The sequence below is a fragment of the Streptomyces sp. NPDC048506 genome, assembly GCF_040651315.1.
Classification (GTDB): domain Bacteria; phylum Actinomycetota; class Actinomycetes; order Streptomycetales; family Streptomycetaceae; genus Streptomyces.
In genome coordinates, this window is record NZ_JBEZIX010000086.1 from 1 (window position 1) to 26362 (window position 26362).

At 68.5% G+C, this 26362-nt stretch carries 23 protein-coding genes, 3 pseudogenes and 3 CRISPR repeat arrays; of the genes and pseudogenes, 18 read left to right on the forward strand and 8 right to left on the reverse strand.

Annotation, left to right across the window (positions count from 1 at the left end):
* From AB0C96_RS40845 to cas3, 7 genes and pseudogenes are all read left to right on the forward strand, one after another.
* Positions 1 to 108, forward strand: a pseudogene (locus AB0C96_RS40845) (IS982 family transposase); the annotation flags it as partial.
* A gap of 110 nt (positions 109 to 218) precedes the next feature.
* Positions 219 to 1405: direct repeats of the CRISPR family, unit length 19 nt; unit sequence CACCTCCGCGTGTGCGGAG.
* A gap of 380 nt (positions 1406 to 1785) precedes the next feature.
* Positions 1786 to 3333 carry a type I-E CRISPR-associated protein Cse1/CasA gene (gene casA, locus AB0C96_RS40850; RefSeq protein WP_362925106.1) on the forward strand — a complete coding sequence of 516 codons (1548 nt, stop codon included), beginning with the start codon at positions 1786 to 1788 and terminating at the stop codon, positions 3331 to 3333.
* 56 nt (positions 3334 to 3389) lie between these two features.
* Entirely contained in the window at positions 3390 to 4010 is a 621-nt protein-coding gene (gene casB, locus AB0C96_RS40855; protein WP_362925108.1) for a type I-E CRISPR-associated protein Cse2/CasB, read from the forward strand.
* Complete coding sequence (locus tag AB0C96_RS40860; RefSeq protein WP_362925110.1) at positions 4007 to 5266, forward strand: type I-E CRISPR-associated protein Cas7/Cse4/CasC; 1260 nt, start codon at positions 4007 to 4009, stop codon at positions 5264 to 5266. Before casB ends, AB0C96_RS40860 begins: the two co-directional genes overlap by 4 nt.
* 236 nt (positions 5267 to 5502) lie before the next feature.
* The gene (gene cas5e, locus AB0C96_RS40865) at positions 5503 to 6246 is read left to right on the forward strand and encodes a type I-E CRISPR-associated protein Cas5/CasD (RefSeq protein ID WP_362925111.1); all 744 of its coding nucleotides are present in this window, start codon (positions 5503 to 5505) and stop codon (positions 6244 to 6246) included.
* Between the two features lie 11 nt (positions 6247 to 6257).
* Entirely contained in the window at positions 6258 to 6977 is a 720-nt protein-coding gene (gene cas6e / locus AB0C96_RS40870) for a type I-E CRISPR-associated protein Cas6/Cse3/CasE (RefSeq protein ID WP_362925113.1), read from the forward strand.
* 37 nt (positions 6978 to 7014) lie between these two features.
* Positions 7015 to 9244: direct repeats of the CRISPR family, unit length 29 nt; unit sequence GTCCGCTCCGCACACGCGGAGGTGTCCCG.
* Between the two features lie 92 nt (positions 9245 to 9336).
* On the forward strand, positions 9337 to 12051 hold the full coding sequence (gene cas3 / locus AB0C96_RS40875) for a CRISPR-associated helicase Cas3' (RefSeq protein ID WP_362925115.1): 2715 nt from the start codon (positions 9337 to 9339) through the stop codon (positions 12049 to 12051).
* A gap of 70 nt (positions 12052 to 12121) precedes the next feature.
* Positions 12122 to 12394: a CRISPR direct-repeat array (repeat unit 29 nt; unit sequence GTCCGCTCCGCACACGCGGAGGTATCCCG).
* A 390-nt stretch (positions 12395 to 12784) separates the two neighbouring features.
* Here cas3 and AB0C96_RS40880 read toward each other — a convergent pair.
* A complete protein-coding gene (locus AB0C96_RS40880; RefSeq protein WP_362925116.1) occupies positions 12785 to 13567 on the reverse strand; it encodes a hypothetical protein in 783 nt (260 codons plus the stop codon).
* A 412-nt stretch (positions 13568 to 13979) separates the two neighbouring features.
* Positions 13980 to 14105 (reverse strand): hypothetical protein, encoded by a 126-nt coding sequence (locus AB0C96_RS40885; RefSeq protein WP_362925118.1) that lies wholly within the window; start codon positions 14103 to 14105, stop codon positions 13980 to 13982.
* 639 nt (positions 14106 to 14744) lie between these two features.
* Here AB0C96_RS40885 and AB0C96_RS40890 point away from each other — a divergent pair.
* The 3 genes from AB0C96_RS40890 to AB0C96_RS40900 are packed head-to-tail and all read left to right on the forward strand — an operon-like array spanning position 14745 to position 16062.
* Entirely contained in the window at positions 14745 to 15047 is a 303-nt protein-coding gene (locus AB0C96_RS40890) for a DUF6313 family protein (protein WP_362925120.1), read from the forward strand.
* On the forward strand, positions 15044 to 15379 hold the full coding sequence (locus AB0C96_RS40895) for a hypothetical protein (RefSeq protein WP_362925121.1): 336 nt from the start codon (positions 15044 to 15046) through the stop codon (positions 15377 to 15379). The genes AB0C96_RS40890 and AB0C96_RS40895 overlap by 4 nt, the downstream gene beginning before the upstream one ends.
* Entirely contained in the window at positions 15376 to 16062 is a 687-nt protein-coding gene (locus AB0C96_RS40900; protein ID WP_362925123.1) for a pentapeptide repeat-containing protein, read from the forward strand. The genes AB0C96_RS40895 and AB0C96_RS40900 overlap by 4 nt, the downstream gene beginning before the upstream one ends.
* Before the next feature lie 314 nt (positions 16063 to 16376).
* Here AB0C96_RS40900 and AB0C96_RS40905 read toward each other — a convergent pair whose 3' ends face one another.
* A complete protein-coding gene (locus AB0C96_RS40905; protein ID WP_362925124.1) occupies positions 16377 to 16826 on the reverse strand; it encodes a hypothetical protein in 450 nt (149 codons plus the stop codon).
* A 70-nt stretch (positions 16827 to 16896) separates the two neighbouring features.
* Between AB0C96_RS40905 and AB0C96_RS40910 the strand changes: the two genes are divergently transcribed.
* Positions 16897 to 17928, forward strand: a complete 1032-nt coding sequence (locus AB0C96_RS40910; protein WP_362925126.1) for a tyrosine-type recombinase/integrase — start codon at positions 16897 to 16899, stop codon at positions 17926 to 17928.
* 181 nt (positions 17929 to 18109) lie between these two features.
* A complete protein-coding gene (locus AB0C96_RS40915) occupies positions 18110 to 18313 on the forward strand; it encodes a hypothetical protein (protein WP_362925127.1) in 204 nt (67 codons plus the stop codon).
* A gap of 148 nt (positions 18314 to 18461) precedes the next feature.
* Here the strand turns inward: AB0C96_RS40915 and AB0C96_RS40920 are convergent, their stop codons facing one another.
* Positions 18462 to 19229, reverse strand: a complete 768-nt coding sequence (locus AB0C96_RS40920; RefSeq protein WP_362925128.1) for a hypothetical protein — start codon at positions 19227 to 19229, stop codon at positions 18462 to 18464.
* Between the two features lie 306 nt (positions 19230 to 19535).
* Here AB0C96_RS40920 and AB0C96_RS40925 point away from each other — a divergent pair, with 306 nt between their 5' ends.
* Positions 19536 to 19766, forward strand: a complete 231-nt coding sequence (locus AB0C96_RS40925) for a hypothetical protein (RefSeq protein ID WP_362925130.1) — start codon at positions 19536 to 19538, stop codon at positions 19764 to 19766.
* Between the two features lie 177 nt (positions 19767 to 19943).
* A complete protein-coding gene (locus tag AB0C96_RS40930) occupies positions 19944 to 20480 on the forward strand; it encodes a recombinase family protein (RefSeq protein WP_362925132.1) in 537 nt (178 codons plus the stop codon).
* A 69-nt stretch (positions 20481 to 20549) separates the two neighbouring features.
* On the opposite strand, the gene AB0C96_RS40935 is transcribed toward AB0C96_RS40930, so the two are convergent.
* Positions 20550 to 21191, reverse strand: coding sequence for a uridine kinase (locus AB0C96_RS40935; RefSeq protein WP_362925134.1), 642 nt, complete (start codon positions 21189 to 21191; stop codon positions 20550 to 20552).
* A gap of 2116 nt (positions 21192 to 23307) precedes the next feature.
* Between AB0C96_RS40935 and AB0C96_RS40940 the strand changes: the two genes are divergently transcribed.
* The 4 genes and pseudogenes from AB0C96_RS40940 to AB0C96_RS40955 all read left to right on the forward strand — a co-directional run bounded on the left by AB0C96_RS40940 (position 23308) and on the right by AB0C96_RS40955 (position 25267).
* On the forward strand, positions 23308 to 24042 hold the full coding sequence (locus AB0C96_RS40940; RefSeq protein WP_362925135.1) for a hypothetical protein: 735 nt from the start codon (positions 23308 to 23310) through the stop codon (positions 24040 to 24042).
* A gap of 292 nt (positions 24043 to 24334) precedes the next feature.
* A pseudogene (locus AB0C96_RS40945) lies at positions 24335 to 24595 on the forward strand (nucleoside hydrolase); the annotation flags it as partial.
* 34 nt (positions 24596 to 24629) lie between these two features.
* Entirely contained in the window at positions 24630 to 25115 is a 486-nt protein-coding gene (locus tag AB0C96_RS40950; RefSeq protein ID WP_362925143.1) for a hypothetical protein, read from the forward strand.
* Positions 25070 to 25267: a hypothetical protein gene (locus tag AB0C96_RS40955; protein WP_362925137.1), complete on the forward strand. Its 198-nt coding sequence runs from the start codon at positions 25070 to 25072 to the stop codon at positions 25265 to 25267. The genes AB0C96_RS40950 and AB0C96_RS40955 overlap by 46 nt, the downstream gene beginning before the upstream one ends.
* 98 nt (positions 25268 to 25365) lie before the next feature.
* Here AB0C96_RS40955 and AB0C96_RS40960 read toward each other — a convergent pair whose 3' ends face one another.
* The 3 genes and pseudogenes from AB0C96_RS40960 to AB0C96_RS40970 all read right to left on the reverse strand — a co-directional run.
* The gene (locus tag AB0C96_RS40960) at positions 25366 to 25623 is read right to left on the reverse strand and encodes a hypothetical protein (RefSeq protein WP_362925139.1); all 258 of its coding nucleotides are present in this window, start codon (positions 25621 to 25623) and stop codon (positions 25366 to 25368) included.
* A 33-nt stretch (positions 25624 to 25656) separates the two neighbouring features.
* Entirely contained in the window at positions 25657 to 26091 is a 435-nt protein-coding gene (locus AB0C96_RS40965) for an NUDIX domain-containing protein (RefSeq protein ID WP_362925141.1), read from the reverse strand.
* Between the two features lie 136 nt (positions 26092 to 26227).
* A pseudogene (locus AB0C96_RS40970) lies at positions 26228 to 26362 on the reverse strand (IS5/IS1182 family transposase); the annotation flags it as partial.

A 26362-nucleotide genomic window follows, 5' to 3' on the forward strand; every position in this document is an offset into this window, starting at 1 on the left:
GTCTTCGCCCGCACCGGCCAACGACTCCTCGCCCTCGCAGCAGGCATCTGGCACAACTGGACCACCGGAGCCAAGACCAAACGATCCCTCATCGCCTTCGACCACTGAGAACATCGGACTCATTCATCTAGGCGAACCTCACCCGCAGCGGCGGGGAGCACGGTGGGGGAGCGGCGGCCCCCGCGTCGGCGGGGAGCACAGCTCGGGACGCTCGGCGTTGGCGTACCTCCGCGTGTGCGGAGCAGACTCGTGTGGGCCGGGATCGTGTGGACCCGGGACCGGCGTACCTCCGCGTGTGCGGAGCAGACATCGTTGAGGGACTGGACGAGCCGCCGCGCTACGGCGCACCTCCGCGAGTGCGGAGCGGACGAGCGCCCGGTTCGCGTCGTAGGGGTCCTCGACGGCGCACCTCCGTATGTGCGGAGCAGACGCACTTCCCCCTTGGCGATGCGTCCAGGAGCAGGGACACCTCCGCGTGTGCGGAGCAGACAGCCCCCTGTGGACGGTCATGCGCTGTGCGGGCGGTGCACCTCCGCGAGTGCGGAGCGGCCCGCGATCACGTGGCCGGGGTAGCCCAGCAGGGCGGGACACCTCCGCGTGTGCGGAGCGGACTTACGGTGCACGCGTATACGCCGATGGGCCCTCGGGACACCTCCGCGTGTGCGGAGCGGACGTCTGCGGATTCGCAGCCGGGATGCCCTTCAGCGGGACACCTCCGCGGATGCGGAGCGGACTGGGCGGAACCGCGGCCCAGAAGTTGCTTGATCGGGACACCTTCGCGTGTGCGGAGCAGACGTCAATCCGACCTCTGCCAACCGGATCTGCGGCGGCGCACCTCCGCGGATGCGGAGCAGACGCTTCCCAGTGCGGGGAGCGGATGTCAGCGTCCGGCGCACCTCCGCGTGTGCGGAGCAGACTTGGCCCTGCGTGCCCTCCTGCGCTGCTGTGCCGGCGCACCTCCGCGTGTGCGGAGTGGACGGCCTCAGCCCGAGCCTCCAGTACACGATCACCGGCGCACCTCCGCGTGTGCGGAGTGGACCGTCACTGACGGTCGTCGACCACCGCCACCTGCGGCGCACCTCCGCGTGTGCGGAGTGGACGGCGCCGGCGTCTTCTTCGAGACCTGCTCGTCCGGCGCACCTCCGCGTGTGCGGAGTGGACAAAACGTGGATCCTCGTGGTCCTGGGAAATGTCGGCGCACCTCCGCGTGTGCGGAGTGGACCGAACCCGCTTCCGGACTTCGACCTCTCCAGGCGGCGCACCTCCGCGTGTGCGGAGTGGACGGTGACCGCCTCCCGCGCCAGGTCCTCCGCTCCGGCGCACCTCCGCGTGTGCGGAGTGGACACTCCAATTGGAGTCGTTCCTGTCGCAGCCTGCGGCGCACCTCCGCGTGTGCGGAGTGGACCCTTTGCGACCTGCGGCGTTAAAGGCGCTTTGCGATTCCGTTATCAAAGTGCGGGCGTGTGCCTGCGGGGACGCTACGAGATGTCTCCGCGTATGCAGAGCGGGAGCATTTTAAGCCGTTATGTGCAATTCCCATTGAGGGGTCTCTGTGAGCGCGGAGCGGCTGCGGGACCAGGCTACAGGCCCCCTCTGACAGTCTCCGAGGTCAGTTGCTGAGGCATATGGCCGTACTTTAAGTTGAAGCGCACCGCGCCGGAGGTTCCTCGCCAACTAGGCGATCTTCGCAGGTCAGTTGCTCTTTCGGTGCCCCAACTGGACGGAGAATCAGCCGTGTCGGTGGACCTTTCAACGTTCAACATTGCTAACTCGCCATGTATCCCGATGCGTTGGAACGCCACGGCCGACCCCGAGAGCCTCGCCGCGCTCGTCCCTGGCGCGGTCCCGGGCGCCACAACCATGGTCGGTGTCAGCGCTGCGCTGACCGGTGCGCACCTCGGCATCCTCGACGTCCCCAACGTCGCGGTCGAGTCCACCCTCCGCCGGCTCCTTGCTGCCCTGGCCATGCGTATCAGCGGACTGCACACCGGTAACCTCGAGGCGTGGGAGGACCGGTTCGACGAGCTGATCGACGCCGGCCACCTCGACCCTGCTGCTGTCGCTGCCTACTGCACCAAGTGGGCTGACCGCCTCGACCTCTACCACCCGGCCCGGCCGTTCCTCCAAGATCCGCGCCTCGCTGACGAGTGCAGCACCCTGGCGCCGCCCGGCAAGCTGTGCATGACCCGGGCCTCCGGCAACAGCCAGCCCTGGACCGACCGCACCCCGCAAGGCGAGCCTCTCACCCCTCACGAGGCCCTGTGGTGGATCCTCGTGTGGCGCGGTTACGGCCCCTGCGGACTCGGCGCCAACCGCAACCATCAGGGCGTCACCCACAAGTCGATGGCCGCCGCCCCCCTCCGCGCGGCAATCTCCTGGCACCCCCACGCAGGCAATGAGTTCCACAGCCTGCTCCTTTCGTGTCCGCCGCCGGACGTGATCGCCCTGGCCGGCCTCGACCTCCCCGAATGGGAACAGGACACCCTCCCCGACCCGCTGCGGCCCGAGTTGCCCACCGGTCCCGTCAGCCGCCTCATCAATCGCGCCGCCCACGCCGTTCACACCATCCCCGACCCCGGCACCGGTCGGGTGACCGGATGCCGCATCGCCTGGCGCACCCCTGTGCCCACCGCGATCAAGACGGTCTCCGGGAAGAAGGCGCTCGAAACCGCCGCCGAAGCCATCGCTGCCGCCGGTGACCCCTTCCTCATCAACCGCCTCAAGGGTGGCCCGGTCCGCGCCAACCACCGCCGGACGATGCTCCGCGACGTCGAGACCCTCATCCACGCCCGCCGCGGCGACGACACCACCAACGGCGTCACCCTTCCCACCTGGCTGCGTGTCCTCGACAGCCTCCCCGCCGACGTCCTCGACCGCATCGGCCCCGTACGCGCTCGAGCCCTCGGCTGCCACCAGGACAAGCAGGAGAAGGAAGAACTCTGGTACGCATACACCACCCCCGTCTCCATCGCCGACTGCCTCGCCGGCTCACACCCCGAACGGGCCGCCCTCATCACCCGCACCCGCCAGACCGCCGAGGACACCGCCAAGGCCCTCGCCGCCGCCCTCAAAACGGCGTGGCGCGGCATGAGCCCCGACCCGCGCAGCGAATGCGCCTGGCTCGACAACACCCTCGCTGCCTACTGGGACCGCGCCGAATCCCGCTTCTGGACCGCCATCAACGACGGCCCCGACCCCAACCTCCTCGCCCTGGCCGTCGACCTGTACGACGACGCCACCCGCGTTGACGCCTCCACCCCGACCGGCCTCATGCCCATCGCCATCGCCCGCGCCCAGCTCGCCAACCCCAAGGCCAAGCGCACCCGCACGTGAAGAAGACCGCCGCCTAGCCAGAGCACCCGTACGCCACCACGAGAAAGAGCATGCCGATGTCGACCGAATCACCCCCCGCCAACGGCAACGGCAACGGTCTCGCCGTCCACGAACGGTTCATGGCCACGGTCCGCCGCGCCTGCAACACCCCCGAAGGCCGCGCTGTCCTCCGTCAGGGCCTGGTCGACGGCCTCGAAGACCCTTGGCAGATGTACGTGCACCTGATGCCCGCAGGCGGCATCCCCATTCGTGACGACATCCCCGAGCACGCACTCCGCCGCGCCGAGGAGCCGTTCCTCCTCATCGCCTCCCTCTACGCCGTCCACGACGCACCCAGCCCCCGCGCCGGCGACAAGCCCCTCACCGAACGCATCGCGAAGCCCGCGAAACCGTGGGAGAACCTCGGCTGGTCCCTCGCCCACGCCGCCCGTGCCGGCATGCGCCGCGAGACCGCGACCGGCCTCCTCTCCCACCTCTGCGAACTCGACTACCCCGCGCTCATCACCGAACTTCCCTCCACCGTCAGCCTGCTGCGCTCCAACAACGTGCCCATCCGCTGGCCCGTCCTCCTGCGCGACCTCACCCGCTACCAGCGATGGGCCGCCGACGTCCGCATCGACTGGGCCCGCGCCTACACCAACCCCGCCAACGCCGCCCCGAAGGAGAACCGCGTATGACCCCCCTCTACGTCGACGTCCACATCGTCCACTCCACCCCGTACAGCAACCTCAACCGCGACCGGCAGGGCGCCCCCAAGCAGGCCACCTACGGCGGCGTCAGCCGCCCCCGCCTCTCCTCCCAGCACGGCCGCCGCCACTCCCGCACCCACATGGAACAGGCCCTCGACACCCGTGCCCGCCGCACCCGCGGAACGCCCCTCGCCGTCGCCGAGCGCCTGACCGCAGGCGGATGGGACGAGACCACCGCCCTCGCCGCCGCCCAGATGCTGATCCTCGCCGCCGAGATCAAGGGCCTCGGCGTCACCGACGGTGGGGGCACCAACGCCCTCCTCTTCCTCCCCGAGACCGCGTTCGACGCCCTCGCCGACATCGCCACCACCCACCGCGACGCCCTCACCAAGGCCGCGACCGCCGCTCAGGCCGCCATCGACAAGGCCAAGAAGAAGACCGAAGCGGAGAAGGACAAGAACGGCGACACCACCGCCGACGGCGAGGACCGCGACGACGAGGCCGACGAGACCGGCCCCCTCGCCGCCGCCTTCAAGAAGGTGCCCGCCCCCACGCGCAAGACCCTCAAGGAAGCCGTCCTCGAAGTCCTGCGGCAGCGCAACGCGTCCATCGCGGCATTCGGCCGCATGCTCGCCAACGAGGGCGGATCCACCGTCACCGGTGCAATCCAGATGGCCCACAGCATCGCCACCCACGCCGGACCCGCACAGATCGACTTCTTCAGCGCAGTCGACGACCTCATCCACGACGCAGGCGAGGAGACCGGCGCGGGCCACATGGGCGACCAGAGGTACACCTCCGCGACGTTCTACCGGTACGCCACCCTCAACGTCCGCGAACTCGTCGACAACCTCGACGGCGACACTGATACCGCCCACGAGGTGGTCAAGGAATTCATTCGGGCCTTCCCCCTCGCGATCCTCCCCGCCAAGGCGTCCGGCACTGCACCCCACACTGTCCCGCACCTCATCCACATCAGCGTGCGCACCGACCGCCCCGTCTCTCTGGTCGGCGCCTACGAGACCCCCATCCCCGCCACCACCAACGGCTACATCCCTGCTTCCCTGGCCGCCCTCAACACCCACGCCGCCGCCCACAACCGGATGCTCGGCACCCGCCACATCGCCGACCAGGCCCACGTCACCCTCGCCGACACCACCTTCGACGCCCTCGGCGACCGCGCCGACAACCTCGACCAGCTCATCACCCGCACCCTCGAAACCATCACCAAGCACACCACCTGACCGACGCCCCCACCTCTGCCCCGGAGATGCCCCGTACGGCGCATGGTTCCCGTACCCCTGAGGCGCGTTGCTCCGCACCCGCGGAAGGGTCCCAGTCGCGGAGGCCTACGGCCTGCCAGGCGTCCGGTCCGCTCCGCACCCGCGGAGGTGCCCAGGAACCCCCGTGTCCGGCCCCCTCATCCACCTGGGCCAGCTCCACATCGCGGATTCCTGCACCTCCCGCTCGAAAGGAAGACATGCCCGGACTCCTCATCCACCTGTCCGCCCCCTGGCAGTCCTGGGGCACGAGCGCAGACTTCAAGGTCAGGCCGACCGGCCGCTACCCCTCGCGCTCCGGACTCACCGGCCTGATCGCCTCCGCCCTCGGACGCTCGCGCGACCACCGCAACGACGACCTTGCCCAACTCCGTTACGTGATCCGCATCGACCGCGCCGGGCACCGGGAAATGGACTTCCACACCATCGGAGGCGGCTACCCCCGCGAACTAACCCCGCCCACCGCCGACGGCACCCGCAAAAAACTGGGCGAGGGCACCATGCTCACCGAGCGCTGGTACCTCGCCGACGCCGCGTTCACCGTCGCCGTCACCGGCCCCGAGGCCGTCACCACCCCCGCAGCCGAAGCCCTCGCCGCGCCCGTGTTCGCCCCCTACCTCGGCCGCCGCTCCTGCCCGCCCGACACCCCCATCCTTCTCCGCGCGAACATCACCGACCCCGTGGCCGAACTCGACCACGCCCCCCTCCACACTGAGCCGCCCCGCAGCACCGACACCATCAACATCACGTTCATCCACGACACCCCACCCGCGCCGGACGCGCCGCCCACCACCACCGTCCGCGACACCCCGGCCCCCGGCCGCACCTTCACCACTCGCGACATCTGGGAGATCAGCCGCACCCTCCCTGCCCACCTCTGCGCCGGCAGGGGAACCGACTGGATCAACGCCCTCGCCGACTACACCCAGCCCGCCCCCGCCTAGGAGCCCACCCCATGACCACCGCTACAACTACACAGACCCCAGCCTCGACGGCGGACAGCGTCGCCACCATCCACCTCGCCCGCCTCCCTCTCAACCCGCGCAGCCGCGACGTCCACCAGGACCTCCGCGACCACACTGCCCTCCACCAGCGCGTCAGCGCCCTCTACCCCGACATCCTCGGCACCACCCCCCGCGCCGCCCACAACATCCTCTACCGCCTCGAACGCGAACGGACCGGCGCAACCCTCCTCATCCAGTCCACCAACATCACCATCAACCGCAACGCCCTCCCCTCCAACTACACCGCCCCCGGCGTCGATGTCGAATACCGCGAAATCGGCCCCCTACTCGACTGGGCCGCCCTCGGCCGCACCGTCCGCTACCGCATCGACGCCAACCCGACAAAGAGCCAGCCCAGCCCCAAAGACGGCCCCGGCAAGCGCCCCCGCGGACGCCGCATCCCCCTCACCGGCGAAGACGCCGTCACCTGGTGGGAACGCCAAGCCGAGCGCGCCGGACTCACCCTCAACCTCAGCCTCGACAGCCCCCAACCCCCTGTCCTGGCCACCCGAGGAACCAACCGCCGAGCACGCCTCACCGTCACCCGCTTCGACGGCATCGCCACCATCACCAACCCCAACAATCTCCGTCACGCCATCACCACCGGCATCGGCCAAGGCCGTGCCTACGGTCTCGGCCTGCTCTCCATCGCGCCCCACCACGAGCAATGAAATGGCAAAGCTGTCTGAACGTCGCAGGTCGCGAAGTGTCCGCTCCGCACACGCGGAGGTGTCCCGCAAGCCAGGTTTCCGCAGGCGAGGCGTGGTTCGTCCGCTCCGCACACGCGGAGGTGTCCCGGATAAGGAACTCGCCGACGAGACAACCGAATTGTCCGCTCCGCACACGCGGAGGTGTCCCGACGCTCAGATCACCATCCGGGTGCCCCAAGGCGTCCGCTCCGCACACGCGGAGGTGTCCCGACGGCACAGGCCATGGTCTGAGCCTCAAGTGGGTCCGCTCCGCACACGCGGAGGTGTCCCGGCCTCGGGGGTGGCGAAGGTCCGGTGCCCGGCGTCCGCTCCGCACACGCGGAGGTGTCCCGCCTTCCGGCAGATCGACGACATCATGTATGTCGTCCGCTCCGCACACGCGGAGGTGTCCCGTGGTCGACGTCGACCAGGACCACCAGGGCGCTGTCCGCTCCGCACACGCGGAGGTGTCCCGCCGATACCAAGGTGCTCGGCCACCCCCAGCGCGTCCGCTCCGCACACGCGGAGGTGTCCCGCGCATGGCCGGCGCCAACTACCGGCTGATCGCGTCCGCTCCGCACACGCGGAGGTGTCCCGCCCGTGAATCAGCCCCTGATCCGCGAGTTCTAGTCCGCTCCGCACACGCGGAGGTGTCCCGGTGATCAGCGGATCCATCGCTGATGACGATGTGTCCGCTCCGCACACGCGGAGGTGTCCCGTTGAATCCGCCGAACTCCCCTGGGGGGTGCGGGTCCGCTCCGCACACGCGGAGGTGTCCCGCTGCTTGCCGCTGTGGGCGTCGTAGACGGCGGGTCCGCTCCGCACACGCGGAGGTGTCCCGAAGGTGGGCGGCCTGTGGCTCTACCCCGGCCCGTCCGCTCCGCACACGCGGAGGTGTCCCAGCCGTGTCGCAGCGCCTCGGCGTCAGTCAGCGGTCCGCTCTGCACACGCGGAGATGTCCCGCTGATCGGGTCCATGGTGTCTCCCCTGAGTCGGTCCGCTCCGCACACGCGGAGGTGTCCCGGTGGCGCCGGTGGTGTCGCCGTTGCCGATGGCGTCCGCTCCGCACACGCGGAGGTGTCCCGCTGGAGGAGGTTCCCGCAGCTCCTCCTGAGGCGTCCGCTCCGCACACGCGGAGGTGTCCCGTCATCGGGGACAAAAGGCTGCTCAGACATGCCGTCCGCTCCGCTCCGCACACGCGGAGGTGTCCCGCTTTGCCTTTCCCATCGGCGCAGGGTGCTGAGGTCCGCTCCGCACACGCGGAGGTGTCCCGCCCACCCCACAGCCCGTGTTCTATCCGGAGGTGTCCGCTCCGCACACGCGGAGGTGTCCCGAAGAAGATCCAGGACAAGGCCAACGCGAAGGTGTCCGCTCCGCACACGCGGAGGTGTCCCGTCAGTGACGTTGTTGAGGACGAGCCGCAGACCGTCCGCTCCGCACACGCGGAGGTGTCCCGGCGCCTCCCGGGCCCTCGATGGCGTGCAGCACGTCCGCTCCGCACACGCGGAGGTGTCCCGCCCCACGCTGATGGCGAAGACGGATGGAACGTGTCCGCTCCGCACACGCGGAGGTGTCCCGCGGAGAAGCGAGCGGCCGAAGCCCGCGACGAGGTCCGCTCCGCACACGCGGAGGTGTCCCGGCCGGGGTGGGGGCAGCACATCAGTTGCCACCGTCCGCTCCGCACACGCGGAGGTGTCCCGAAGGACGACCGCCCGACGGTCGTAGCTCAATCGTCCGCTCCGCACACGCGGAGGTGTCCCGTGATTCCGTTAGGTCCGCATCGGGCCGACGTTGTCCGCTCCGCATACGCGGAGGTGTCCCGCCGCCGTCGAAAACCTCGCCAAGGAGGTCAATGTCCGCTCCGCACACGCGGAGGTGTCCCGCCGTAAGAGGTTCACGCGCTGCTGGTTGTGCGGTCCGCTCCGCACACGCGGAGGTGTCCCTCCCATGCTCGTCGGGTCGATGGCGGCCCGGCCGTCCGCTCCGCACACGCGGAGGTGTCCCAGCTGGATCGATCGCCTAGTTGTACGGGTCCTGGTCCGCTCCGCGCACGCGGAGGTGTCCCGCCGGCACGAGCCACTGGTTCGTGGGTGAGGACGTTCGCTCCGCACACGCGGAGGTGTCCCGGATCCTGCCCCCGGCAAGGACCGCTGCAACACGTCCGCTCCGCGCACGCGGAGGTGTCCCGAACTCCACGTCAGCGATGATCGTGGGGGAGGCGTCCGCTCCGCACACGCGGAGGTGTCCCGCCAGCCGCCCGCTACGCCAAGCTCGGCCTCGTCGAGCCTGTTCTGCACCAGCGGAGCCACTCGTCACTCACTCGTAGAGAGGATCAACGCCCGTGATATGTCAGTCTGTTGACCATCGCCTGTGGGGAAAATGGCACGGCCTGGAGGACCTCAGTGTGCCGTATCCGGTCGTTTGCCACCTGATCGACACGGCGATGATCGCCGGGCGCCTGTGGGACGTCTACCTCACCGCCGGTCAGCGCCGCACGATCGCTGACGGCTGGGGTGTGGGGGAGGGACACGCCCGCACTCTGATCATGTTCTGGGCTGGACTCCACGATCTTGGAAAGGCGTGCCCGTCCTTTCAGGCGCAGGCCCCCGAGGCGGCCGCGGGTCTCCTTGACGATCCGAATTACAAGAGCAGCGATACCGATTGGGTCCGTCATGAGCGGGTCTCGCACCTCACCGCCCCCGCACTCCTGGCCGCTCTCGGCTACCCGGGCCACCGGCGCCCGCTCCGCTCCGTCGCCCACCAGGTCGGGCAGATCCTCGGCGGCCACCATGGCACCTACGGAGAGGCCCTGAATGCCCGCACGATCGACGCCCCCGAGCGCCAGGACCCGCGTGTCGGCGACGGGCCCGGCTGGACCGAGCAGCGCGCCGCCCACCTGAACACCCTTCACGACCTGTGCGGGGCCCCGGAGCCTCCGGCCCGGTTCGCTCCCGCCGGCGCCTGCGTCCTGGCGACCGGCTTGATCATCCTCGCGGACTGGATCGCCTCTTCTCGTGGCTGGTTCCGCACACGCCAGCATGAGCGCCTGGCCGCCCCCGACCCGTGCGACTGGACCGCGCACGCCATCCGGGCCCGCGCGGCTGCCCCCCGTGCCGTTGATCGCGCCGAACTCGCCGCCCCTGCCTGGGCACCGGCCGCTACGTTCGGTGATCTGTTTCCGCTCATCGCCGACCCCTACCCGCTTCAGCAGGACCTTGCTGACCGCCTCCCGCAGCTCGCCAAGGGGCCTGGCCTGGTCCTCATCACCGCTCCCACCGGCGACGGGAAAACCGAATCAGCGCTCTACGCCGCACACGTGCTGGGCCATGCCTCCGGCGCTGAGGGCTTGGGCGTGTTCCTCCCGACGATGGCGACCACCGACGCCATGCACCGCCGCGTCCGCGCGCACACCGCCCGTACCGCCACTCGCGACACGGCCGTCACCCTCCTGCACTCCATGGCGTGGCTCAACGCTGACTACGACCCCGAACAAACTGTCGTCTCCGACTGCACTGACGTTTCCACCATCGCCGGGGAGTGGCTCCGTGGACGCCATCATGGTCTCCTTGCTGGGGCAGCCGTCGGTACCTGGGACACTGCCGCGCTCGCCGTGCTCCCCACCCGCTACAACGCTATGCGCTGGCTCGGCCTCACCAGTAAGACCGTCATCATCGATGAGGCCCACGCCTATGACCGCTATGGACACCGCCTCACCGAACGCCTCCTCGAATGGCTCGGGCACCTCCGTGTCCCGGTCGTCCTCATGTCCGCCACCCTCACCGGCGCCATCGCAACGAACCTCGTGGCCGCTTACCGGACCGGCTCCGGACACACCACCCCTGTCACCATCGCCCCGACCTACCCGGGCTGGACCCATGTGGACGCCGCCACCGGAACCGTCACCACCAGCCCCACTCTTCCCACCACCCGGGCACGACAGCTCACCGTCAACCTCCACCACGTCCAGCACGGCGCGACCGCCAGCAGCCCGCATAGCCGCACCGCGACTCTCACCCGGACCCTTCAGCCCCTCATCGACACCCAGGACGGCGGCGTCCTCGTCGTCTGCAACACCGTCAACGACGCCCAAGCCACCGCCCGGCACCTCCGCAAGGCATGGCCCGGCGATCGACGCGCCCTAGTCCAGCTCCTCCACGCCCGGATGCCCGCACGCCAACGTCAGGGCATCACCCGCCGCATCGAATACTGGACCGGCCCCAAAGGCACGCGCCCGAAGCGGCCGTTCATCGTCGTCGCCACACAGGTCATTGAGCAGTCCCTTGACGTCGACTTCGACCACGTCATCAGCGACCTTGCCCCCGCCGCCCTCCTCCTCCAACGCGCGGGCCGCTGCCAACGCCACCCCCGACCCCACCGCCCCGCCTGGGCTCCAACTCCAGCCATGACCGTCCTCGTCCCCACCGGCCAACTCCCACCTCGCCACTGGGGCAACGTCTACCCCGAGACTCTCTTGGCCCGCACCCTCACAGCCCTCCAGGCCCTCCCCGCGAACACCTGCAACATCCCCGGCGACGTCCAACACCTCGTCGACAGCGTCTACGCCGACGACTGGACCACCACCGCGGGCACAGACCACATCGCCACCGAACAGGCCATGGCCACCCTCGCCGACCAGGCCACGATCCCCACCCCCGACATCGTCCGGGACCTGCACCCCCTCACCACCATCGACGACGAACACCTCCTCGTGACCCGGCTCGGCGCCGACAGCGTCCGCATCCTCCCCGTCTTCACCGACGCCGACGGCACCCCGTACCTCGACCGGTGCGCACGCCACCGGCCGCTTCCCCTCACCGTCAAACCCGGCGATAAGGCTGCCATCCGCGACCTCATCAACCGCACCATCCAGGTCGACTACCGATGGCTCCAAGGGCGAACTCCCGACACCAACACCCCCACTGGGTGGGCCGACGTCGGCGCCCTTTGCGACGTTCTCCTTCTCCCGCAACGCGCGACAGTAGCTGGCCCCCGCCCGTATCGGATCGACGGCAAGAGCATCCGCCTCGACTGCCTCGACGGCCTCGTACGCGAGTAACATCCACGCACATGCCACCAGCGCCTTGTTAAGGAAATCGCAAAGCCTCCCTAACGCGGCAGGTCACGAAGTCCGCTCCGCACACGCGGAGGTATCCCGACCCCGTGGTCAGTTCCGTTGGCACGGAGCCGGTCCGCTCCGCACACGCGGAGGTATCCCGACGGCTGGCTACGGAGAGGGAGGGGAGGGGGCGTCCGCTCCGCGCACGCGGAGGTATCCCGCAGCCTGCACTCAGCCGACCACCCGAACCCATGTCCGCTCCGCACACGCGGAGGTATCCCGCCTTGAAGTCCCGTGCGGGTGTGGGCAGCGACGTCCGCTCCGCACACGCGGAGGTATCCCGCCCACGAGCCCGTTCCACGACATTATTGCCTGTTCGCCGTGCCTACTCGCGGCTTCTGACCTGCGACTTTGTGAGGACGGGGCGTTGAATGCGTTGCGCGAGGCTGCTACGGGCCCTCCTTTCGCGGGAACTTGAATCAGCCCGACCGCACTGCTACCGCCGCCGGCCTACATCACCGTCGCCTTAGTCGGGTAGCCGGGTCACGGCAACGTGACCCGGCTACCCGACTTAGCCGCGCAACCTTGATGACCAGCGACTTTCTGCCGTCACGGAGCAAGGCGAGGGGTACGGACGATCGTCCGGGCCCCTCGGAGCACGCGCCACACGACGAAGGGGCCGGACAGATCGTCCGGCCCCTGGGGGCGCTTCGGTGTGTGTCGGCGGGCGGTTCTACAGCTCCCCGGCCCGCTGCAGGGCGATGTCGGCGAACTTACGGGAGTTGTTGACGTACTCACGGCACTTCTCCGCGCTGGCCCGGTGCTCGTCGGCGAGGGCCGGTTCCGCGCCGACCAGCTCGTCGTAGACCTGGGCAAGGGCTTCGTTCAGATCGACGTTGGCGGTCAGGTTGGCGGCCAGCTGGAGCCAGCCGCCTTGGTCGCTCGGGTGCTTGAGGCGCTGGTAGTCCTCGCTGTTGCGCCCCCGGTCGCGGTCGAGTTCGTCCCGACGGGTGTGGAGTTGTTGCCCGCGGGTGCGCTGGGCATCTTCGTAGGCGGCCGAGCCGGGATGGCTGGTGGCGTCGAGCCCGGCGGAAACCGCGTCGGGGCGGTCGGGGTGGAGCTGGGCGTACTGCTGGTCCAGGAAGGCGGCCATGTCCGCGGTCGGTTGGGTGGTTCCGGCGGTCCAGCCCAGGCGGGCCCAGGTCTGCACGTCTGCGGCCCAGCGTTCGTGCGCGGACTGCCGGGTGGTGCCGGCGGCGCCGGCGAGCTGCTCCCAGGTGGTGCCGCGTTCGCGCTCGGCGATGACAGCCTTCTCGACGAGGCCCTGGGCCAGCCGCTCCAGTGCGAGTGCCTGCCGCAGGAGGCCGCCGGCGGGGGCGTCCGGGTCGACGGGAATTAGGGCGTGGGCTTCGTCGCGCAGGCGCCAGGCTGAGCGGGCGAGGGCGACGCGGGATTCGTCGCGGGGGGACAGGTGCCGGGGGTGGGTGCCGGCGGGGGCCGAGGTGTCCGTCGTCATGACTGTCAGGGTAGCCCTGACAGCTGATCGCGTGCAGGGGTTCGTCAGGTTCGCCCTGACAGGCTGTCGGGATGGGGGCGCCGGGCGTTCTTCAGCCCGGATAACCTCACAGGCCAGGGGCCCGAAGAAGTCGGGACCAAGTTTTACGCGTCAAAGTGCGTAAGTGCGTTATGTGAGTGCGTTACAGTTTTCTCGACTCTTAAAGCTTGCACGCCCCAGCTGGGGCCGCTGGAACTTAAGAGTTGCCGCATGCACACGGCCCAGGTCAGAGCATGCAAAGAGGCCCGAATCTCCGGCGGCCACCAGAGACACGAGCCTCTTGCAGTTAGCTACCGAGCCCGGTCGATCTCCTCAGGACCGGGCTCGCTGCATGTCCAGCGGCCGCGGTCTCTCCCGGACCCAGGGTGGGCGCTCACTGAGCGAACTGTCCCACCAGCGCGATGATCGCCACCAATAAGCTCGCCGCCGTCAAGATGACCTGCCACTTGTCTGGCTTGGGCCACCTTTCCTTGCCGCGCTTGCCCAGGGGGACGCTCACAGCATGTACCTCACCTTCTTCTCAGTTCGGTCCCTGCGGATCAGGAACCGATGGGTCCCGCTGAACTGCGAGGCAGTTCAGCGGAGTTCGAGGAGAATCCGGTGAAGCAGACACGATGTTACCGGCGTCCAGCGACCCTGCGGCACGGTTGTCCACAGGTCTCGCGTACGTCACACCGAAATTGGTGTTTGGCCAGTGCTGTTGTGGCTTCGCCATCGCCGCCAGCTTGTCGCACACCCTTCTTGGACACGTGAAGAGCCCTGATGCTCGCTGCGCGGCTCGTGCCCAGGAACCGATCGGTTGATGGACACCACTTGCAGGCTTGTCCCGGCCCGCCTGTGAGCTGGACAACCGCAGGTTGGGGTGCCGGCCGCACCTTGCGCCGCGGCGCTGTGCTACCCGTCCTCGCTGGGCCCGGCCGCACCGCGCTGCAACGGCTCACCCCAATTCCTCCTGGGCAAGCCGCCGTTCACCTGCCCGGTAAATATTCTCGCTACTACAGTGGGCGATGTGTCCCACCAACCTTCGCCTCCGCCCGGCGGCCCCCCGCCGCCGAGGCGACGGCAGCGGTTACGGGCTCGCTGGGCCGACCGGCACGCCCTGCCCCAGTTCGGGTTCTGGCTGCTCAGCCGCGGCGCCGTGGTGCTGGCAGTGTGCGGGATGCTGTACGCCCTGAACGGGTTCTTGATCGGCTGGGCGGACGCCTACGAGGTGATGCTCGGCATCACCTCGCCCGCCGGAGTCCATCCTCAGTGGTGCGCATGGCCGCTCTCTCTGACGGGCTGGGCCGCCATCCCCGCCATTGTCGGAGCGGCTGCCGGCTACGTCATCACCGAGCAGATCAATGCCCATCACGCACGCGAGCTGAGCGACGTGCTCAGCGAACTAAGCCGCCTGGCCGCACCCCCCAGCCCTCCGCCAGCCTCCGGAGATGGCTCGTGATCACCCTGCACGACGTGTACAAGCAGGGCAGCGAGGACGTCCAGACGGCAGTCCGCGCGTTCGGCGCCCGTCACCCCCTCAACGAAGCTGCCACTCCGGACGCCGAAACCGACTGGGATCGAGCAGAACAGCACTTCACCCGTCTGATCGAGATCATCATGGGAGGGGCAGCGCCCTCGCGAGACAGTGCCACAGCCACCGTGCAGCGGGCCGAATACGAGGCCATCCAATTCCTTCTGTCGGTCAGCAACGTGCCCAACTACCGCTGTCCCATCTGTGTCATGCGGCAGGCACCCGCTGTGAGTCCTCGGCCTACGCTGGAGGCGACATGACGGACGACGAACGCGCCGAGCACGCAGCCCGTCTGCGCGGACTGCTCTACCTGGCCTGTCCCGATGCCCCGGCCTGGGCTATCGCGTCGACCGCCGAAGCCATCACCCAGCACGAGGAGCCGCTCCGCGAAGCAGTACCCCCTGTGGCCGCCCACCTCAGCCAGCCCCGGCAGTCCGGTACGGATCGGCTGGACCTGAATGGCGCGGACCTGACCGGCGCGGACCTGACCCGCGCGGACCTGCGCTGGGCGGAGCTGCGCCGTGCGGACCTGACCGGCGCGGACCTGACCGGCGCGGACCTGAGCCGCGCGGACCTGCGCTGGGCGGAGCTGCGCCGTGCGGACCTGAGCGATGCGGTCCTGCGCAGCGCGAACCTGAGCGGCGCGAACCTGACCGGCGCGGACCTGCGCTGGGCGGAGCTGCGCCGTGCGGACCTGAGCGATGCGGTCCTGCGCCGTGCGGACCTGAGCGGCGCGGACCTGAGCGGCGCGAACCTGAGCGGCGCGATGCTCACGGGTGCTACAAACATGCGTCTTCCAACTGGAGCAACCTGGAACTGGAAAACTCTGTGGCCTGCCAACTTGGCATCGAATGTCGCCGAGCACTCCGACCAGGTGAGTCCGGGCGTCTACCAGGTGCGCCGCGGCGGACCGAGCCGGGACCGCGACGCCGTCCAGGTGTGACAGTCCCAGCACACGTGATCCCGCGTACGTTCAGTACAACGGGGTGCGGCCGTACCCGTATGACGCCACCGCGGGACTGCTCGACGGAGTAGGTCAGTTGTTTGCGGCAGGTGACGCGGTTCTTATCTGCACCCCCATTCCCCCGCCGGCCCCCCCGGCTGCGGCGCCGACGGTGCCGAGTCAAAGCGCGACCGCACACGAGGAGCCAGCGCCGCGCCGTCGGTGGTGGCGGCGCGGCTGACGGGGTGCGTCCCGCAGAGAGCGATGTGCCCTGCGGGACGCGTGTACGGGCGGGAGGCCCGCTGGCCGAAGGTTCAGCGGAACAGCTTCTTGGAGGAGGTGTAGATCATGCTTCCGACACCGGTCATGTTGCCGGCGTGGGACCAGCGTTCCTGGCAGTTGGACCACCGCTGGTAGCGCTTGATGGCCCAGGTCTGCTTCCAGATGCCGCGCTTGGCGATGAACATGCTGCTGGCGGGGACGGTGTACTCGATGGTCTCGCCGTTGCTGATGTCGGCCGACAGCTCCAGCTCGAAGCCCAACATGGCGGTGCCCTGCTGCTTGTTCTTCTTGTTGATCTTCGCCTTCGCCTTCGCCTTGCCCTGAATGCTGGGCAGGGAGGGCAGGTGGCCGGTGAGCATGCCGCGGGCAGAGTAGGTGTGGGTGAAGGTGAACTGGTGCTTCTGCTCGGTGGAGGCGCCGTTACGCCAGGTGATCTTCTCGGGACGGCTGTCCCAGCCCTCGCGGATCAGGATGGGCGTCACGCGGTCGACGGGCTGGCAGGTGTCGCCGCCCCGCTGCACCTTGGCGCCGGCGAGGGCAACCGGGCCCGAGGTGGCGCCCTGGCCCGGGTCGACCGCCGGCCTCCCCGGACAGTACGACCCCACCACCGAGGCCCGCCTGGCACAGCTCGACCGCGACGCGACCCGGCACGTCGAGGACAACCGGCCCGAAAAGACGCGCAGCGGGTACCGAGCCGACTGGCGCGCGTGGGAACGCTTCTGCGCGGAGACCGGACTGCCGCCGCTCGCCGTCCGGTCGGGCACCCTCGTGCTGTTCGTGGAGTGGTGCTGGATCCAGCCCGGCCGCCGGCCCGGAGCTCTGATGGCGCCGGCCACCATCGACCGCCGCCTGTCCGGGGTGGTGGTCACCGCCCGGCGCCAGCACCGCCTGGTGCTGCCCGTCGAGATCGCCGAGGAGGCCCGCGCCCTGCTCAAGGCGAAGGTCACGGCCATGGAGAAGGCCGGCGAACAGCGCGGCCACGGCCCCGCCGAGGCCCTGCTGGTCCGGCACATGGAGGCCATCGCCGCCACGGTGCCCCCCGGCCGAACCGGCATCCGCGACCTGGCCCTGATGTCCCTTCACTTCGCCGTCGCCGGCCGCGAGCACGAACTGGCCGCCCTGCGACTGCGCGATGTCACCGACGACGCCGAAGGCCGCGGGCTGGTCGTCGACATCCGCGTCTCCAAAATCTCCCCCCGCACCGTCCAGGTGCCCTACGGCACCCGCGCCCACCTGTGCCCGGTGCGGAGCTGGCACCGCTGGCGCGAGGCCGCCGACCTCACCGACCCCGACGGCCACGCCTTCCGCCGCCTGCACAACCGATGGGCCACCGTCATGGACGCGGGCCTCTCCCCCGAGGCCGTCGGCGACGTCCTCACCCGACTCGGCGCCCGCGCCAACCTCCCCATCCGGCCCACCGGCCACAGCCCCCGCCGCGGACTGGTCACCGAATCCGCCCGCGCCGGCAACGACGACCGCCAGGCCGAGAAGCAGGGCGGATGGGCCCCCGGCAGCAAGGTCATGCGCCGCTACCGCGAAGACGACGACGGCTTCCGGGAGAACGCGCTGCACGGCGTGCTGTAGAGGGCCGTGCCCACCCCCTTCCATTCTCAACACCTTCGCCCTCGTCCCGTCCAGCTCGCCGAGTGGCTCGCGGTCGAGCTGTGCGGGGTGGAGCTGAGCCGGGACCGGCTGGCGGAGGCGGTGGTCCCGCTGCTGCAAGGACCGGCTGGAGCCGCCGACGCCGAGGCGTATCGCCCGGCTGGTGAGGGCGGCGGTCAGCACCTTCGAGGAACGGTTCTGTGCGTCCACGATGGGCCGGATGTCGGCGGCGACACGCTCCCGGTTGGATGACCTGGTTGCCGAGGAGGCCGGTGCGGGTGAAGACAGCGCGGGCGGCGGGGGCTCGTTCTTCACCGGCGAGGTGCCCGAGCCCCGCAGCGAGACGCAGGCCCTAACCGCACGCTGAGTTACTTGTCGCTTCGCGGCAGCTTCGGGAGAACAGGGCCACGACGAGGGGGCCGGACGGTCGTCCGGCCCCCTGGGTGCGTCTCGCCGTGTGGCGCGATCACCGCAGCCCCGGCGCCCGCCGGGGCTGCGGTTGTCCCAAGTGCAGGTCAGATCGGTGCATGTGGCTGCGTAGGGGAGGAGGATCGAAGATAATTCCTACCTCTCCAGAACAAGAGCACTTTCTGACTGGCCAGGGTGTCGGGGTGGTCGGGGCCTTGGACGCGGGTCCGGTCCTTTACGAGGTCCGTGAGGGCGACTGCCGCGCCCGCGGCGTCACCGGCCGCCCCGCGCCAGTGGGCGAGTGCCTCCCGGGCCTTCAGCGTGTTGGAGTGGTCAGCGCCTTGGACGCGGGTCAGGTCTTGCACGAGTTCCGGGAAGGTGGCTGCAGCCTCGGCAGTCTCGCCGGCCTCCCCACGCCAGTGGGCAGCGTTGTGTCGGGCGTCGAGGGTGTCGGGGTGGTCGGGGCCCTGGACGTGGGTCCGGTCTTGCACGAGATCTGTGAAGGCGGCTGCAGCCTCCGCGGCTTCGCCGGCCTCCCCACGACAATCGGCGAGCTGGTGCCGGCGTTGGAGGTTCTGGGGGTGGTCCTGGGCCAATGTGGACGAGGCCAGCAACTGTGTGCCCAGTCTGATCGCTTCCGAGAGGTTGCTGCTGTCTAGCGCGGCTTTGAGGGCAGCATCCAGGGCGGTAGCAGACCCGGAGAGGTCTTCAGCAGCAGCTGCGTCCCATAGATTATGAAATCGCTTGACTTCGTGCTCCACCGGCAGACCGCCTGGTACACGGCTTGCCAGCTCAGCTACGAGCACTTCCAGCAGCCCCCACCCGGGGAGGCGAGGCTTTGTGAAGGCGTCGTGGATCCGGCTGGAGCTGGCCACTCCGTTGCCGAGCGAGCGGGCCAGTTCGCGTACTGAAGGCCACCCGCCGCGTCGATGCAACGTGTGCAATTCATCGCTCAACTGCAGGCGTGGGCCCGGGGCGAATAACGGTGCGGTGAGTTTGGCCATGAGCGTCCCCGTGAGTAGCTGTCCAGAACTGTCCAACGCTGTCCAGTCGACAAAGTACAGCGTCCGAAGCCGTGCGGTGACGTGTGGAGCCGTGCTGGACCGTCAGCGCACGTCAACGGCCATTTCTGCCGTCAGAGCCTGGGTTGAGAACGAGCGGACGAAACTCAGGAGGACGGGATGCTCGACACAGCCTTGGACCTGCTGGCCCAGGGACTGCTGACCCAGTTGCCCGCCAGCGTGATCACAGCCGTGGTCACTGCTCTCGGCGCGCGGGTGATTCGTCGGCGGCGAAAGCCGGAGGACGGCTCCCACGGGGCGCAGCGGCCAGAGCCCAGCGGAGACACCGAGAACGCGCTGGACGGCGTGTTGCAGGACGCCAGCGCGCAGCGGGCGGGGGACGACGATTAGCAGGTGCACCTCGCGGCGCCCAGGCCCGGGTGTCGATGCACCGCCGAATAGCCGTCTCCACGGCCAGGCGTGGGCAGCGCGCACACAAGGTTGAGGGGTGGCAGAAAACCGAGGTGGTATCAACAGGGTCAAGCGTCGGCCGGACGGTACGCGCCACGCCTCTGGCGGGTGTGGATCGTGGCCCCGCTCGCCGTCTTTGGGCAGATCAACACGCTCATGCGCGCCGGCGTCGCGGAAGAAGACATCTACGTCGAGCGCACGAACGGGCACAAGACCGCATGGCCCGAGCGGGACCTGCTGCTGCCCCGGCTCCGCTCCGGCGACACCATCACGATTACCCGGCTCGACCGGCTCTTCTACTCCGTCCAGAACCTCATCATCGTGGGCACCGAACTACGAGACCGCGGCATCCGGCTCCAGGCCGTCGAGCAGAACATCGACAGCAACACCCTCGAAGGACGCGACTTCTTCGGCATGATGTCCGCCTTCGCCACCCTGCACCGCGAGTTCGTACTCGCCGCCACCAACGACGGCCTGGCCGCCGCCCGCGCCCGCGGCAGGGCCGGTGGGCGGCGGCCCGTACTCACTCCTGAACAGGCCGAGCAAGCACAGCAGCTCTACGACTCAGGTGCCTCTATCCCGAAGATCGCCCAGACTTTCAAGACCGGACGCTCCACTATCTACCGCTACATCACACCCAAACCGGCGAACTGACCACCGCAGGACAGCCAATAGGCGGTGTGTCTTCGCTGAGTCACCCACCCGTCTGGCAGCATGCTGACATCACGATGCCACGACCTGCGGACGCGCGAACACTGAGTTGTCGATGACAACGTCCATCATCGGCAACGGGTCGACTTCCTGAAGATAGATGTGCTCGGCCACCAGATACCTGTTGCGGTGGATCGACTCTGCTTCAGTTCCGGCCCAGTCCTGGTCGCGCTCGGCACCCCGCTGAACAGACAGTTCCGCATCCACCTGCAACCAGATGCGGAAGTCCCAGTACTCATTGATCTCGGGGCGGAAGGCGAAGACACCATCCACGATCAGCACCGCGTCCGCCCCAAGCGGCGTCACCTCTGATGAGTGGTCTCGCGGGGTCAGTGGGTCGATGCTGCACAGCACGCAGAATGTCGCTTCCGATGACCGGCAGGGATCCAGCAGCAGACGCTTGATCGCCTCATAGTCATACGCGTTGCGGTAGTACCCCTCACCAGACTCCCGGTCATGGAGGTGCCGGTCCCTCCACGGCTTTTTGAAGTCGTCGAGAGTCGCCCGGAGCACTGGCCGTCCCGCAACACTGATCCACTCAGCCAGTTCATGACCGAAGCTCGTTTTCCCAGCAGCGGTGAAGCCGTCGATCCCCACGAGCAGGCGGCCCTGACCGAGAGCCAGGATGCGCTTGGCGATCTCTTCAACCAGCATGTTGCGCTCTGCGGAGGCTTGCGGAGGACAGGGCTGTTGCCAGGACGAAGCCGAATGCTGGACGTCCGCCTGTGGTGATCTCATGGAGGTGAACCTATCGACTGGTTCAACGGCCAGGAAGATCGCCCATCAGTACTCAGAGCGCCGACCCGCCGCGGCCATCCTTTCAGGCCAGCAGACACGATGAAGTGAGACAGACGCCGGCATCTGCCCATCGCGGGCACGACGAGATGAGACACGGGCGCGGTCCCCACTCAGTCAAAGTGCATCCTCGCTGTTCAGAAGGCCCCGCGAAAGCAAGATCCAATGAGACTGGACAGGTGCCTCCAGCGCCAAACGCGCCGGGGCCGACCGCAAGGCCATCGCCGCCCAGGCGGATGGGCCACCAACTCACAGGCCATGGAGGGTTATTTCGAGGAGGACGACGGCTGGGAGGACAACGCCATGGTCGGGGTGCTGTAGGACCCCGGCTGGGCGGACGGCGGACACCGCAGGCCCGCGGTCCGTCTGCGCAAGGGAGCGTTCGACATGGCTAACTTTACAGGCGCCATCACCGCAGGTCAGAGGGCTGCGAGACCCAATGCGGTCAAGTTATACGCGTCATCGTGGGGTACCGTGCATCACGGATGACTCTTAAGACTTGACGTCGCCCTGCCAGGCTTGTCAGGTCTTAAGAGACACCGTGTGCAGACCACCAGGTCAGAGCACATAAAACCGGGCCGGAGTCACGGTCTGGAGTAGTGGTCGGACCCTGACCACCCTTAGTAGTTCAGCCAGGGTCCGACGGGAAATCGCCTGCGCCCCCGAGTGCGGGAACACTCGGGGCGCGGTGCGTTCAGGGCCTTACTTCAGGCCCAACGCCCGCAACAGCGCCTCTCCTGCGACCGTAGCGATCACTCCGGAGACGGTGCCCGCCACAACGTTCACCGCTGTAGCCACGACGACGTCGCGCACCTTGCGATCTCCCCGGTGAGGTGGTGCATCACCGCCGGCCTCCTTTTCGCCATGTGGCTCCGAGTCGTCCTGCGGTTCTAATCCATTGCTCACCGAGTCGCTCCTCCTGGTCCTGCGATGCCGTCATGTGCCACGCAGGACGTACGCGCGGCATCGCTGACGGCCCGTACGTCCCGTCAGGCACACGACCAGACGGAGAAGCGAAAGACAGCCTACGCGGACCCGGTAGAGACACCGGATGTGTGCACAACCCTCAAACCCCACTGCGCAGTTGGCTCCTGACGGTTCGCCGTCAGCGTCCGCGGCTCAACGAGACGAGGAAAGGACCCCGGAGCACGCTTGACCTGGCCGAATCGGCCACCGGAGTGCAGCACGGTCATCAGGGCTTCGCTACCATCTCGTTGACGGACTCGAAGTTATCCAGGCCACAGCCGAAGTGGTCGTCAAACTCGATAGGGCCGCTGTCGGAGCGGAAGACTTCCCGCGGGCGTCTGCGTGGCCGTCGGTTCTCCGCGGTGCCATCGCATCGAGACAAGCCGAGGTCAAAGACGCTGGCTACGGGGTCAGCTGGCCGGGAGGACCCGCTTGGTTGCCGGCCCGCAGGTCCTCCGTGGGTACTGCCTCCCGCACCCATCGACACCGCGGGCGGAGCATGGGAGGCGCGCCTCCCGGACCCATCGATAAATGGCCTCGCTACTGCCCGATCGACGAGCTCGTCGTCAAAGTTGTCGATGAACTCCTCGATGAACTCCTCGATGGGGTTGTCGACGGAGATATCCGCGAAGCGGATGGGGCTTCCGCCGGACCGCTACCTCGGTGGAGGCCCGCACTGTCGCAAACGGCGGTGATCTTGTAGGGGTGCCACCCGTGTGGGTGAGCCCAGGGTCGTACAGCTGCGCGGGGCGAAGCCCCGAGAGGACGACCGTGGCCCGTACCCCTTTGGACCTGGACGACCTGGTCGAGCACTGGACGCTGTTGAAGGACGAGCAGGGGCTCGTGTCCGGCAAGCGCGGCGTAGGGCGTTTCCTTCGCGCCAGCCGGACGGCGAAATCCAGCTCCGCGTCAGGAAAATCCTGACACTTGATGTCGTCAGGGATAGCCTGACGACATTGGAGATGAGCACTTCAACCCCGAGTCAGACCGAGGACCTGTCGACGATACGATGGCTCCGCTCGACGAGGCCTACGTCGCCCACGCCGACAGACTCAGCGGACTCGCCCACGAGATCCTGCGGGACTTCCCGCTGAAGCCGCGGACCCTCCAACCCAAGGGCGAGATCCTGCAGGACGCCCTGGAGCTGCGACGCCTCGTGGACCACGTCGTGGCCTCCGCCGTCATCGCCGAGATCGAGCGCGGCGCCAGCTGGACGGACATCGGCAACGCCGTCGGCATCACCAAGCAGAGCGCAAACGAGCGCTGGGGCGACGTCGTCCGCACTTGGACCCTGATCGAAAAGCGCCGCGCCTCCCGTAGCCGTGGTGGTGCCGCGACCGCCCGCGCCCTCGACGACTGGTACGCCGAGCTCTACCCGGACGAGCCGCACGCCATCACCGACGGACTCCGCTCGGCCGACCCAGCGCAGGGCATCCCGGCGGCGCAGATCGCCTCCGCGAACCGGTCCGCGGCCCGGCTGCTGCACGCCCGCTTGCAGGAGCTGAAGAAGGAGAACACGGCAGCCTTCGACGCATCTTTCACAGCCATCGGCACACCGGTCCTCAAAGCAGAGCGTCAGCGCTGGGCCAACACCCACATCGCCCAGGCGGATATCTACGAGCAGCTCGCCGTCGCCGAACCCACGATCGCCGGCGACCACCGCACCAATGCGGCAGAACAGCGCAGGCTGGCCATGCTCATCCTTCGCCCGCCCGCCCTCGCCGAGGAGGAGACGAACCGATGACCCTGCGCAGACCGTCGTCTCCCCAGGCCAGTCCTGACGTTGCACACGCCAGTCCCAGACATCCGAGCTATGAGAAAGGAACCACGACAGTGGGAGACGAACGAGATGAAAGCGTCGAGGAGCTCAGGAGGCACCACGAGGTGATGACGCGCCTCGGCGACGCGTTGCCGGGAACCGGGCTTGCCGCCCTCGAGAGAGTCTGCGAGCATCCGGCGCATGGCCGGAGGACCTGAGCAATACCCCGGTGATCATCGACACCGATCTGGGCGGAGACGCTGATGATGCCCTGGCTGTGGCAGCCGCGGCGCGTCGGGTACCGACCCTGGCCATGGTGATCACCGGCGACGAGGTCGGTGGGGAGCGCGCCCGCTTCGCCCGGCACCTGCTGGACCTGATGGGCCGGCCTGACGTAGCCACCGTCGCCGGCGCCAGCCTCGGCGACACCCCGTACTTCTGCGTCGAGGGGCTGACCCCCGACGACGTTCCGCCCCAGCGCGACGATGTGGTCACCGCGGTGCGCGAGGTCTTGGCATCGACCGAGGGCCCGGTGCGGTGGGTGGGCATGGCTCCGCTGAGCAACCTTGCCCGTGTCCTGGCCGAAGCCCCCGCTGCGGGTCACACAAATGGGAGGTGCCCTGCGCTACCGGAAGCCGGACAGCGCGGAGCACAACATCCGCTTGGACGTACCTGCTGCCCAGTCCGTGCTCAAGGCCGTTGCGGACGGCAGGCTGTCGGCCCCCGAGTTCATCGCATCGGAGGTGACCTTTACCCCGCGCATGGAGGTCACCGCCGACAGCCCGCTGTATGCGGGGCTGCATGCCCCGCAGGCATCGGAATGGGCCCAGCTGCTCGCGTCGCATCTCGACAGGTGGTTCGAGCGCTTCTACCCGGGCAGCATGCAGCACGATGCGTTGACGCTCTCGGCAGCACTGGAGCTTCCGTACGTGGACTCCGACGCGATCCGTATCGAGATGGACGACATCGGACGCACGAGGGAGGCCGGTCCTGACCGGGGCGTTGCGCTGCGATGGAGCGTTGGCGCCGAGTACGAGCCGTTCATGCAGTGGCGCTGACGATTGGGCGCAGCACGGGACACGCCTTGGCAAAGCGCGGCGAGTACCCGGTCGCGGTCCTCAGGCTTGAGAACGCCTACCGCGTGGTGACAGCGGAGCTGCATCAGCTCCTCGGGATCCAGACGGAGGAGAGCGTCGCATCCTCCGTGTAGCTGGTACCTCGAGGATCCGCTCGAACATGTCCTCGCGCTCGTCGTGCCACAGGTGGCGAGTTCGCGCAGGACGTCGGCGACGTGGTCGCGGCCGGCGGTCAGCGGCTCACCGCCGTGAAGTTCCACGGCGAGCGGACGCCCCTGGAGAGCTCGGAGAGCCGACGAACTTGGCCGGCATCGATCCGGGCTCCTCCCGGGGTCTCCTTGCGTTTCTCGTAGCAGTACAGGCAGTCGATGTCGCAGGTCTCACCGCGTAACTTCAAGATCACCGATACGGCGCTGTCGGTATCCTCGGCGTCCCAGCCGCGGTACATCTGGGCGATCGGATCATGCTCGTGCTGCTCGATGCGGTGCATCGGCTGCCTCCCGGGGCCGTGACCGGACAGGGATCAGTCGTACAGGCGTCCCAGGAGGGCGCCCTGGCCGGACTGGAGGATGTGGGCGGCCTCCAGCGGAATCCAGAAGCACTCGAAATGCGTGGGCTCCTGCTCCCCGTCGTGGTCCTCCTGGCTCATCCACCGCTCCGGAGTGGGCTCAGTCAGCTCCAGGTGGAAGACGTGACGGCGATGGAGTTCGAACCGGTACGGGCTGATGTCGTACTCGGTCTCGCCGAGCTTCCGCACGATCTTGAAGTCCTTCAGACCGGTCTCTTCGCGGGCCTCCCGCAGTGCCGCAGCATCCGGCGTCTCGCCCTCACGGATGCTGCCGGCGGGGACTTGGATGCCGACCTCCTCGTAGCTGTATTCGGTGTGCCGGAACACCAGTAGCTTTCCGTCGCGCACGACGTAGCACAGCACCTTGTCCTTGGTGACCTTCTCGGGCACGGGACCACCCCTCATTCATTCATCGGAACCGGGCGCCCACCCGGCGGTGCCCTGGCCCAGGGCAGGGCGTGAAGCGGCGTGCACCCCTGGTGGCGCACGGCCGACGCCGGGCAAACGGCCTCGAGTCTAAGAGCTCCTAACACAACACCGTTCGTAATCGGCGCCAGCAGATCAGCGAGCAGGCGAGTTTGAGGAACGCTTCGTGGATGTCGTCGCGGGTTTCCCAGCGGATGCGCAGGCGGCCGAACCAGTGCAGGAGCGCGATTGTCTG